Consider the following 11,943-nt stretch of genomic DNA (forward strand, 5'->3'; position numbering starts at 1 on the left):
AATGATTCGGTAAACGGAAGAACCAATAAATAGTCTATCCCTAAATTTTGTAATAGCTCTTCTTTTTCTTGTTGAATATTCAACAACCTTATATTTTTTCCTTCTGAAGCATAAAGCACTTCCTCGGGCGAAGGGCTAAAAGTAATAATTACCGTTTGTCCCAGATTTTTTTTAGCGATATTTTTCAGACGTTCAATAAGTTTTTTATGTCCTAAGTGCACACCATCAAACCTGCCAATAGTAACTACGGGATAGTCGAGTTTTGGAAACTGATTAATATCGGTAATAATCTTCAAAATATTTTTCTTTTTGTAAATATCGAGCATTTATTAAAATGCTCGTATAGAGTTTTAAATTAAATTGTGTTCTGCCAAATACTCTGCAATTTGTATAGCATTAGTAGCAGCACCTTTGCGCAAATTATCTGAAACTATCCACATATTTAATGTTTTGGGCTGACTGAAATCTCTACGAATACGACCCACAAAAACAGCATCTTGCCCCTCAGCATATTTTGGCATTGGATAATTATTTGCTTCAGGATTATCCTGAACTTCTATTCCGGAAAAACTCTCTAATAACTCTCGGATTTTTTCTAATTCAAAGTCTTTTTTGAATTCTATATTTACACTTTCGGAATGACCACCAAAAACAGGAACTCTAACTACTGTAGCAGTAATTCGTATACTGTAATCATTAAGTATTTTATGTGTTTCATTAACCAATTTCTCTTCCTCAGTGGTATATCCGTTTTTTAGAAAATCGCCACCATGAGGAATTACATTCATATCTATCGGATGCGGATAAAATTTTTCAACTTGAGGTCGACAAATACGTTCATCTTGCATCTGCCTAACTGCTTTTGCACCGGAACCGGTAACAGATTGATAAGTAGAAATAACAAGACGGTTAATTCCAAAGACCTTATGCAAAGGAGCTAAAGCCATAACCATTTGTATAGTTGAACAATTTGGATTCGCAATAATTTTAGAATCTGCGGTTAAAACGGCACCATTAATCTCGGGTACAACTAAAGGAATATTCTTATCCATTCGCCAAGCCGAAGAATTGTCAATAACAAAAGTGCCTCTATCAGCAAACTTCTTAGCCCAAGCTTTCGATATTTCGCTTCCGGCCGAAAAAATGGCAATATCCGGTGACTTTTCCAAGGCATCTTTTAATCCAATAACTGCATATTCCGTTTTATTAAAAATTACGGTCTTTCCAAACGAACGCTCACTGGCGACAGCATATAACTCATCAACGTTAAGCTTACTTTCCTCTAATACATTTAACATTACACTTCCTACCAAACCGGTAGCACCAACTAAAGCTATTCTCATTTCATTCGTTTATTTCGCACAAAAGTAGTATATTTAGGACTTATTTAAGGATCTATACTAACCTATCTTAAATTTTTGTAACAAATCTCCAAAATCGTGAGAGCTTTTTATATTTTCTTGCTATTTTTTCCTCTGATAAGTATAGCTCAGCTTACAGATGATTTTTCGGATGGAAATTTTACCGATAACCCTACTTGGCAAGGTGATCAAGATTTATTTAAAATTAACACTGCTTTTTCATTACAGTTAAATCAATTAAATCCGCGTAGCAGCTTAGCCGATACCGTTTATTTGTCTTCTTACTTTGGATTATCAGATAGTTTGGAGTGGAATTTTTCCATTCGCCTATCATTTAGTCCGTCAGATAATAATAACGCTCGTGTTTATTTAATTGCCGATAAAAGTGATATCACCCAAAGTGTGAATGGATATTTTCTTCAATTTGGAGAATCGGGTAGCAATGATGCAATAGAACTTTTCCGACAAGAAGGAAGGGAAACGACATCTATTTGCCGAGGAACAGATGGGCGTATTGCTTCTTCTTTTGATGGCAATATTAAAGTTATACATAAAGAAAATGGGGAATGGGGTGTTTTTGCAGATTGGGATAAAAACGGAAATTTTATTCAAGAATGTAACGGACAAGATATTTCTAACATTAACGAGACTTATTTTGGGGTTTTCTGCAAATTCACATCTTCAAATGCCACTAAATTCTATTTTGATAATATTAGCGTTAATCATATTTATAAAGATACGGACGCGCCTGTAATTGAAAATATTGAGGCTTTAAACGCTAAGGAATTACGCTTGTATTTTAACGAAACTCTTGATCCCGCTTCCGCAGAAACCTTACAAAATTATCAGATTCAAGAAAGCGAACAAATTCCTTTATCTGCAAATTTAAACCCAATAAACCCTTCAGAAGTATCGCTAATTTTTTCTAATGATTTCCCGGCTAATCAAAATTTAAGTTTAAAAATATCTAATATCCAAGATCCGGCAGGAAACGTTTTACAAAATACTTACCATAACTTCTTTTTTAGTAAAGCCTATTATGGCGATGTGTTAATTAATGAAATAATGGTTGATCCTACTCCCGTTCAAGATTTGCCTGATGCAGAATATTTAGAGCTGTTTAATCAAAAAGATTATGTTGTTTCGCTAAATAATTGGCATTTGTTTATTGGCAGTTCTGACTTTCAATTTCCTGATATAGAAATCCCCGCAAAAAGTTTTTTACTCCTTAGCCATCCCGATAATTTGGATTATTTATCAAGCTACGGAAATATTCTTCCCGTTCCTTCTTTCGGTCTTACAAACAGTGGTAAAGCATTGGTATTAAAAAATAAATCGGATCAAATTATCCACTATATAAATTATGATGATACTTGGTATAAGGATGATTTTAAAGAAGATGGCGGATGGTCTTTAGAAATGATTTCTCCCGATCATTTTTGTGAACAAGCAATTAATTGGTCGGCTTCGCAAAATGCTAAAGGAGGCAGCCCCGGAAGTGCTAACAGTTTGAGTAATCTTAATCCCGACTACCAGACACCCAAAATAAAAAGCCTTGACTTGATTAATCAAAACACCCTTTCTGTTTACTTTTCGAAAAGTATGGATAGTTTAAGTTTAAAAAATCCTGAAAATTACGATGTTGATAATGGCATTGATAAACCAATGAGAGTGAAAATATTTGCTCCTGACTATAATCAGGCAGAAATAATATTTACCAATTCCTTTGCTGAAAATACAATTTATCAATTAACTATTTCTCCCTCATTAACAGGCTGTTGCGGATCGGAATTACAAAATTTTACAGAACACTTTGCTATTCCTCAAGAAGCTGAGTTTAACGATATTATCATTAACGAAATACTATTTGATGCTTGGTTAGATGATGGAGAATATGTTGAACTTTATAATCGCTCCGATAAGGTAATCGACCTTAGACAGCTTTTATTTTCTCGTATCAATGCTGATATTTACGATACCGCTTATTATTCTGTTCAGCCTAATGCAGGACAGATTTTCCCTGACGAATATCTGCTTTTGTGTAAAAATAAAGAATCGGTTTTAGATGTATATTACTCTGAAAATCCCGATATGATTTACGATTTCGATAATTTCCCACTTTTACCTAATACCGAAGGACAAGTTTTATTAAGCAAAGCATCTGATAAATCGGCAGTTATTGATATGCTTTCTTATAACGAAAACATGCATCATCCTTTATTAAATAATACGCGTGGCATTAGTCTTGAAAGATTATCACCCGAAGGGGAAACTAGTGATTTAAAAAACTGGCAATCGGCAGCAGCAAATGTAAACTACGGCACACCTGCTTATCAAAACTCACAATTTCAAGAAAAAACCGATAATGAGGAAATTATTCAGATTACCCCTAATATCTTCTCCCCTGATTTAGATGGCTTCGACGATATTTTACAAATAAATTATAAATTTCCGGAAAGCGGAAATACCATTAACCTAATTATCTACAATGCACGAGGACAAAGAATAAGATATTTGGTAAAAAACGAATTAGCAGGCTTAAGCGGACAGTTTTTTTGGGACGGAACTACCGAAGAAGGAGATAAAGCTGCTCTTGGGATTTATATTTTATATTTTGAGTATTTTGATTTGAATGGTAAAGTTGAAAAAATTAAAAAGACTTGCGTTTTAGGCGGAAAACTATAAATTACTAATTTTATCCTATGTCAGAAAGCATCCAACTCAATCGTTTTTTCTTTAAAATTACAGCTTGTCAAGCACAAGAATACCGTATACTGATCCGATCAGAAAAACCCGGAGAAGAATGTTTTTTGGGATATACACCACTGACTAAATCTCTTGTTTTTATAGATGATAATTCCCTTTCGAATTATCTAAAAACACATGAGCATCAATTACGAAAAATGCTTCATAATAAACGTTTAGATACATTTTTTATTGGTTTTGAATTGTATTTTATTATTTGGAAAGACAAAGATATAAAGCAGTTTAGTAATCGTTCAAATGTAATTGCTTTGGACCGTAGAACAAGCAAGCGTAAAATATATATAACAAAAAATGAGAATATTGAAACAACAAATATTTTTACCGATGGTTCTTTTTTGGAAAAAAGAGGTAAGGGCGGCTATGTTGTTTTAATTAAAAGACCGAATAAAAATTATCAATTACATACTTACGAATCAGGTAAAAAAAGCAGTTCGCTTATTGAGTTAGAAGCTGCCATAAAAGGACTGGAAATTCTTAAAGATGTAGAGAAAATCAGGATAATAAGCGACAGCCAATATGTGAGAAAAGGATTAACAGAATGGGTTCCGATATGGGAGCTAAACGATTGGCATACCGTAAATGGCGAAAAGGTAAAAAATATTGGATATTGGAAGTATTTTAATTCTTTAAGTATTGGTAAATACATAGAGTTTGAGTGGGTAAAAGCCCACGATAATCATTTCGAAAATACAATATGTGATTTGTACGCTAAAAGACAAGCTTTGTCCGATTGAAAATCACTTTGAAAAAGAAAACAACTATTCCGTTAAAAGCCGTAATTTTGCGGAAAATTTATCACGCATGAAAGATTCACTTAAAGTTTATAATACACTACATCGTAAAAAAGAAATTTTTGAACCTATTAACCCGCCTCATATTGGTATGTATGTTTGCGGTCCAACGGTTTATAGCGAAGTACATTTAGGTAATAGTCGTACATTTATTTCCTTCGATATTATTTATAGATATTTGAGTTATCTTGGCTATAAAGTCAGATACGTTAGAAATATTACAGATGCCGGGCATTTGGAAAATGATACGGATGATGGAGAAGATAAAATCTCCAAAAAAGCTCGTTTAGATCAACTCGAGCCAATGGAGATTGTTCAGAAATACACCTTAGATTTTCATAATATTTTGCAGTTGTTTAATAACCTTCCGCCCAGTATAGAGCCTACTGCAACGGGTCATATTATTGAGCAAATATCTATGGTTGAAGATATCTTAAAGAAAAACCTCGCCTATGAAAGTAATGGTTCAATATATTTTGATGTAGAAGCTTTCAATAAAGAGTTTAACAATGATTACGGAAAACTTTCCGGCAGGAATATTGAGGATTTAATCAGCAATACTCGCGAACTTGACGGACAAAGTGAAAAACATAGCCCCTCGGATTTTGCTCTTTGGAAAAAAGCTTCACCCGAACATATCATGCGGTGGAAATCACCTTGGGGCGAAGGCTTTCCGGGATGGCATATGGAATGTTCTGTAATGAGTTCAAAATATCTGGGTAAACAATTTGATATTCATGGCGGAGGAATGGATTTAAAATTTCCTCATCACGAATGTGAAATAGCTCAAAATAAAGCTGTTAACGGCAAAAAAGATCCTGTAAAATATTGGCTGCATGCAAATATGCTTACATTAAACGGGCAGAAAATGAGTAAATCTACCGGAAATACTTTACTGCCTCACGAACTGTTTAGTGGCAATAACGATAAATTATCTAAGGCTTTTAGTCCTATGGTAGTACGCTTTTTTATATTACAAGCTCATTATCGTTCTACATTAGATCTTAGCGACAATGCATTACAAGGAGCAGAAAAAGGCTATCAAAAATTAATGTCCGCAGCAAATACTCTTCAAAAATTAAAATCTTCTGAAAAATCGTCTTTTAACGTTGATGATATAACAGCTAAATTTTATGCTGCTATGAATGATGATTTTAATACTCCTGTTCTTATTGCTCATCTTTTTGATGCCGTTAAATTAATTAATAGCATAAATGATGGTAAAGAAAAGCTAAATACAGAAGATTTAGAAAAGCTGAAAAAATATTTTAGTGAGTTTGTATTTGATGTTTTAGGCTTGAAAAATGAGGAGCAGGATAACGATAATAATGAATTATTAGATGGTGTTATGACAACACTTATCGAACTTAGGCAGCAAGCAAAGAAAAACAAAGACTGGGCTTCGGCCGACTTAATTAGAAATGAGTTAGCCAAATTAAATATTGTACTAAAAGACACTAAAGAAGGAACAGATTGGGAAGTAGAAAAGTAAAACGATACGTATATTAAATGTATCTCAACACTCAATCATTTACCCAAAATACCTTTATAATATTTTGTATATTACGGAATTAATCATCAAAAAAAATTAAAAAATGGCAGGAATAAATAAAGTAATCTTAGTTGGGCATTTAGGTCGCGACCCTGAAGTTATGACGTTTGATAATGGAACTAAAAAAGCAACCTTTTCTATGGCAACAACCGAAAGCTATCGCGATAAAGAAGGTAATTGGCAAGAACAAACCGAATGGCATAATATTGTTTTATGGCGCTATCTCGCCGAGAAAAAAATTATAAAAGGCGATCAAATTTATTTGGAAGGACGTTTAAGATCACGTTCTTATGAAGATGCCAATGGAGTTAAAAAATATATTACCGAAATTCAAGGTGATAAAGTTTTAAAATTAAGTTCTGCCGGCAGCAATAGAGAAAATTATCAAGCCAACGAACAAACGCAAACATCGGATTCTACACCTGCTCCTACTAATAAACCCGAAGTAGAAGATAAAGACGATTTACCTTTCTAAAAATTATTTAATACTATTTTTAGACTAATTAAAGTATGGCGATAAATGAAATTTGACGATTATAAAATTGCGGATGAGCTTAAAGAAAGCATTCGTAAATTAGGCTTTAAACGACCTACAGATATCCAATTCAAATCAATCCAGCCTATACTTTCTGGCGATGATGTGTTGGCTATTGCACAAACAGGAACAGGAAAAACAGCCGCTTTTGCAATTCCAATTATCGACATTTTAAATTACCGTAAGAAAACCCAAAGACGTAAAGATGGAATTCGCGCAGTGGTTATGGTACCCACACGCGAATTGGCAATGCAAATTACAGAAGTCTTTAATCTCCTTGAAAAAGATACATTAGTAAAAACTTTTGGCGTTTTTGGTGGAGTAGAACAAGATCCGCAAATTAAAGAATTGCAAAAAGGCTTTGATATTATGGTGGCTACGCCGGGTCGTTTATTCGATTTAACCAGCCAAGGATATATTCAATTACATAGAATAAATATTCTGGTATTGGATGAAGCTGATCATATGCTCGATCTTGGATTTATAAAAGATATTCGTCAGCTAATTACTCATTTACCAAAAAAACGGCAAACACTTTTCTTTTCTGCAACTATCGACAAAGAAATAAAGAAGCTGGCTTATTCCCTTGTTTCTAATCCAATTCGTATTCAAATTTCGCCTAAAGATCCGGTATCAAAAAATGTAAACCATAAAGTTGCTTTTGTAGAGATGGATGATAAACGATTTTTTTTAGAACGTTTAATAGTAGAAAATCCCGAAGCTAAAATTTTGGTTTTTGTACGTACAAAAGTAAGGGCCGAAAGAGTTGCAAAAGCAATGGAACGTGTTGGAATTATGGCTAAAACAATTCATGGCGATAAAGATCAAAAAGACCGTTCTAAGGTAATGAAAGATTTTAAAGCCGGCATCATTAAAGTATTGGTTGCCACCGATGTTAGTGCAAGAGGTATTGATGTAGCTAGTGTTGAATTTGTAATAAATTATGATCTTCCGGAACAAGCAGAAAACTACGTTCACCGCGTTGGGCGTACAGGTAGAGGTAATCACAGAGGCTTTGCCGTTTCATTTTGTGCTAAAGAAGAAAAACCTCTTTTAAAAGCCATAGAAGAATACATCGGAAAACCCGTTCATGTTAATGAGATTAAGAATCAGGATTATATAGAAACAAAAGAATTATCCGAAGAAAATCCTGCCGATTGGAAAAGTCTAATGAAACAACCTCTCGAAAGAAAAGGGTGGAAAAAGAGAAAATAAAGTCTTTTGCATACAAATATCTCTCGCTCATTACATTCTGATAATATTACTTGATTTTATAAGAAACTTCAAAACTGTAAATATTCTTTATGTCGAGCTTAGATTATTGATCTCGTTTTTTTTCAAAAAATGAAACCAAAAGATTACTGCATTCTTTTTCAAGAACACCTTTCTTAACAGTAGTTTTTGGGTGTAAAACCGCTTCTGAAAGTGTTGAAAATCCTTTTTTCGGGTCGGAAGCGCCATAAACAATATGGGAAATCTGTGTCCAAGCTGCTGCTCCGGCACACATCAAGCAAGGTTCCAGAGTAACGTACAAAGTGCAATCTTTCAAGTACTTTCCTCCCAATAGATTAGCGGCAGAAGTAAAGGCTTGCATCTCGGCATGGGCGGTAACATCATTCAAAGTTTCGGTAAGGTTATGGGCTCGCGCAATAACAGTTTTATTGCTTACAATTACTGCTCCCACAGGAACCTCATCTCTATCAAAAGCTTTTTGTGCTTCTTTAAGTGCTTCACGCATAAAATATTCATCCGAAAACAATTCCATCCCTTTTAATTTTAAATATTATAAACCAAATAAACGCCCAAAGTTGGAATAATAGCATATTTCCGATAAGCCTCTTGTAAATCCTCATCAATAGCATTATAAACTGTTAAAGGATAGGGAAAATCCGAAGAAAAATTATTGGTAGAACCGATATTTTTTGTCACGCCAAATTCCAGTTGAAGTTCCAGTTTATCTTTTAAAGGTATACGGCGACCATAATGAATACCCACTTGCATCAGACAAGAGTTTAGGTTTATCTGCATTGTTTCTTGCCCAAGAAGAGATGTTAGAATGGGTGAATACTCTAAATCAAGATCATAATTACCGTCAATTACATCCAGCGGAGCTTTTCCGGCACTTAAATTAATATAAACAAGATTTGCACCCGCGTAATTCTTGTTCCAATGCCAACTTGCGCTACCATCGAGAACCATACCCATTTTAAAACCATCACGAATGATATCCACGATGGCACTTTCTGTTCCAAGGGCTTCCATTGCAGCCAAAATTATACTACTGTGTGGCTCTGTAAGTATTCCCGCTTTTAAGCCTCCTCCAATGCCTTTTTCAGGGGAATATTTATAAGCAATACCGTAAAGCAAAGGGATGTCTGTTCCTATTCTCAGCTGTTGCTGTGCATAAATAGGTTGAAAAACAAATGTGGCCACTAAAAAGGCAAACATCAAAAACAAAGCTTTCTTTTGCATACTACAAAGATATAAAAAAGCCCTTCAGGGTGAATGTTGTAATCGTAAATTTGATTTATACCGAATAGATATTCTGTATAAGCTATAACTTGGTATTTTCTGCTTACTTCCTTTTTATCAAAGCAAGTAACCGAATCAGCATAAGCCATTATAATTTATTCATGCTTTTTTTTTAAAACAATTGATAATATTTCCTGTATTTTTGCCAAAAATCTTAACAATGGCATTAATCCTTTCCATAGAAACAAGCACAAGCGTTTGTAGTGTAGCCTTAGCAAAAGATGGTGCTTTACTAAGTTTGCGCGAATTAGATAGCAAAAACTCTCATGCCGAAGTATTAAACGGATATATTGAGGAAGTTCTGGCGGAAAGTAAATCTACACTGGCCGATTTAAGTGCTGTAGCCATTAGTGAAGGGCCTGGCTCCTATACAGGTTTGCGCATTGGTGTTTCTACTGCCAAAGGCCTGTGTTATAGTTTGGATATTCCGCTTATCAATATCAGCACTTTGCAATCTTTAGCTTTTCACACAAGTCAAAATATTAATAAAGAGCTTCTTGAAAAGGAAAATTTATTGTTTTGTCCTATGATTGATGCGAGACGGATGGAAGCTTACACCGCGCATTTTAATGCGCAGAATGAGGAAATTAGAAAAGTAGAAGCTGAAGTTATTGATGAAAACACCTATTTAGAACTTCTAGATAAACATACTTTTGTTTTTAGTGGCGATGGTGCTGGAAAATATCAGAAGCTTTACGGAGATAATCCAAATGCGCATTTTTATCCTGAGATTTTATCATCGGCAAAAGGGATGATTGTCTTAGCTGAAGAGAAATTTAAAGTTGAAGATTTTGCAGACCTGGCCTATTTTGAGCCTTTTTATTTAAAAGCTTTTATTGCGGGAATTCCAAGAGTAAAAGGATTGCGATGATGTATTTATGTGCTGATGTGCTAATTTACAGATGGGTTGATTTATAATTACTAAGAAACCATTAATGCTAGAAGCTCTTCTCTTGTAATTGATTTCTGCTCGCCATTTTCTCTGTGGGCTGAGCCGAATTTGTAATTCGGCTGCTACGTTTTGCGGCTCAATTACAAATTAAGCCGAACGTGTGGAATTGCCCGTAGGGCATAAATATTGGTAGAACTTTATAAACCGAAGACCTTTTTTTAGCCCGTAGGGCTTATTAAATTCTTGTTTCCGGCTTCTTTAATTGTTAAACCTCTACGAGGTATCAATTCGTTGGTATGAATATATTTCTACCAATATTTAACCGCTACGCGGTAAAAAAGTCAAAATTGCGAATTTGTAATTCTTCGACTTAATTGCAAATTAAGCCGAGCGACCCTTCATCTCGACGGAATGCAATGGAGGAGAGATCTCTCCGTCGCTCCGCTCTGTCGAGATGAAAGGAAAGCCTTGTGGGCTGATAAGCAATATTATTCTGTCATTAAAGTCAGTAAGTCCTCAGAAGTAATGGATTTCTGCTCGCCATTTTCCATGTTTTTGAGCATCAATTCTCCCTTTTGCATTTCATCTTCACCAATAATAGCAACAAAAGGAATGGCTTTTCCGTTGGCGTATTTCATTTGCTTTTTCATCTTGGCGGCCTGTGGATAAATCTCTGCATTTACACCTGCATTGCGCAGTTTTGCTAAAATGGGCAAACAATAAGCTTCTTCTGTTTTTCCAAAATTCACAAAAAACACTTTGGTATTTTGGCTTTGGTGTTTGGGGTATAATTCCAACTCATTAAGCACATCATAAATACGATCGGCACCAAAAGAAATTCCAACACCTGAAACATCTTTTAAACCAAAAATCCCCGTTAAATCGTCATAGCGACCGCCACCACAAATACTGCCAATTTGAACATCAGCAGCTTTTACTTCAAAAATAGTTCCTGTATAATAGTTTAATCCACGGGCCAAAGTTAAATCCAGTTCAACTTCGTTTTGCAAATCGAACAGTTGCAGATAATCCATAATTTCCTGCATTTCCGAAACTCCTTTTAAGCCAATTTCCGAAGTGGAAAGCACCTTTTTCAGAGACTCTAATTTTTCCGAATTACTACCACTTAAAAGAATAATGGGTTGGAGCTGATCAATAGCCTCTTGTGGCAATCCTTTATCCAATAACTCCTGGTTAACTTTGTCGAGCCCAATTTTATCCAGCTTATCCATGGCCACCGTGATATCGATAATCTTATCGGCCTGACCGATAATTTCTGCAATACCCGAAAGAATTTTACGGTTATTCAGTTTCGTAACCACGCTCACCTTTAAATCCGTAAAAATAGCATCGATAAGCTGAACCAACTCCACTTCGTTTAGCAAGGCATTATTACCAATCACATCGGCATCGCATTGAAAAAACTCGCGATAACGCCCTTTTTGTGGTCTGTCGGCACGCCAAACAGGCTGAATTTGATAACGCTTAAAAGGAAAGCTAATTTCATTTTGATG

The 11,943-nt window shown here is 34.9% G+C and carries 11 protein-coding genes; 6 read left to right on the top strand and 5 right to left on the bottom strand.

The window, feature by feature from the left end:
• Both J7K39_11800 and J7K39_11805 read right to left on the bottom strand, forming a co-directional pair.
• The coding region (locus J7K39_11800) for an adenylyltransferase/cytidyltransferase family protein (GenBank protein ID MCD6180576.1) at positions 1–326 on the bottom strand (326 nt) is incomplete at its 3' end.
• 24 nt (positions 327–350) lie between these two features.
• Entirely contained in the window at positions 351–1,343 is a 993-nt protein-coding gene (locus tag J7K39_11805; GenBank protein ID MCD6180577.1) for an aspartate-semialdehyde dehydrogenase, read from the bottom strand.
• Positions 1,344–1,439: 96 nt separating this feature from the next.
• Between J7K39_11805 and J7K39_11810 the strand changes: the two genes are divergently transcribed.
• The 5 genes from J7K39_11810 to J7K39_11830 all read left to right on the top strand — a co-directional run bounded on the left by J7K39_11810 (position 1,440) and on the right by J7K39_11830 (position 8,220).
• Positions 1,440–4,046: a lamin tail domain-containing protein gene (locus tag J7K39_11810; GenBank protein ID MCD6180578.1), complete on the top strand. Its 2,607-nt coding sequence runs from the start codon at positions 1,440–1,442 to the stop codon at positions 4,044–4,046.
• A gap of 17 nt (positions 4,047–4,063) precedes the next feature.
• Positions 4,064–4,861 (top strand): ribonuclease HI, encoded by a 798-nt coding sequence (locus J7K39_11815; protein ID MCD6180579.1) that lies wholly within the window; start codon positions 4,064–4,066, stop codon positions 4,859–4,861.
• Positions 4,862–4,928: 67 nt separating this feature from the next.
• Positions 4,929–6,410: a cysteine--tRNA ligase gene (cysS, locus tag J7K39_11820; GenBank protein ID MCD6180580.1), complete on the top strand. Its 1,482-nt coding sequence runs from the start codon at positions 4,929–4,931 to the stop codon at positions 6,408–6,410.
• A gap of 103 nt (positions 6,411–6,513) precedes the next feature.
• Positions 6,514–6,945, top strand: coding sequence for a single-stranded DNA-binding protein (gene ssb / locus J7K39_11825; protein MCD6180581.1), 432 nt, complete (start codon positions 6,514–6,516; stop codon positions 6,943–6,945).
• Between the two features lie 45 nt (positions 6,946–6,990).
• Complete coding sequence (locus J7K39_11830) at positions 6,991–8,220, top strand: DEAD/DEAH box helicase (GenBank protein ID MCD6180582.1); 1,230 nt, start codon at positions 6,991–6,993, stop codon at positions 8,218–8,220.
• 103 nt (positions 8,221–8,323) lie between these two features.
• Here J7K39_11830 and J7K39_11835 read toward each other — a convergent pair whose 3' ends face one another.
• Both J7K39_11835 and J7K39_11840 read right to left on the bottom strand, forming a co-directional pair.
• Complete coding sequence (locus J7K39_11835; GenBank protein MCD6180583.1) at positions 8,324–8,770, bottom strand: nucleoside deaminase; 447 nt, start codon at positions 8,768–8,770, stop codon at positions 8,324–8,326.
• Positions 8,771–8,781: 11 nt separating this feature from the next.
• Positions 8,782–9,477 (bottom strand): hypothetical protein, encoded by a 696-nt coding sequence (locus J7K39_11840; protein ID MCD6180584.1) that lies wholly within the window; start codon positions 9,475–9,477, stop codon positions 8,782–8,784.
• A gap of 220 nt (positions 9,478–9,697) precedes the next feature.
• Between J7K39_11840 and tsaB the strand changes: the two genes are divergently transcribed.
• Complete coding sequence (tsaB, locus tag J7K39_11845) at positions 9,698–10,408, top strand: tRNA (adenosine(37)-N6)-threonylcarbamoyltransferase complex dimerization subunit type 1 TsaB (protein ID MCD6180585.1); 711 nt, start codon at positions 9,698–9,700, stop codon at positions 10,406–10,408.
• A 509-nt stretch (positions 10,409–10,917) separates the two neighbouring features.
• Here the strand turns inward: tsaB and hisS are convergent.
• Positions 10,918–11,943: histidine--tRNA ligase (hisS, locus tag J7K39_11850; GenBank protein MCD6180586.1), on the bottom strand; the 1,026-nt coding region annotated here is incomplete at its 5' end.

The organism is Bacteroidales bacterium, assembly GCA_021157585.1.
Taxonomy (GTDB): Bacteria; Bacteroidota; Bacteroidia; order Bacteroidales; family UBA12170; genus UBA12170.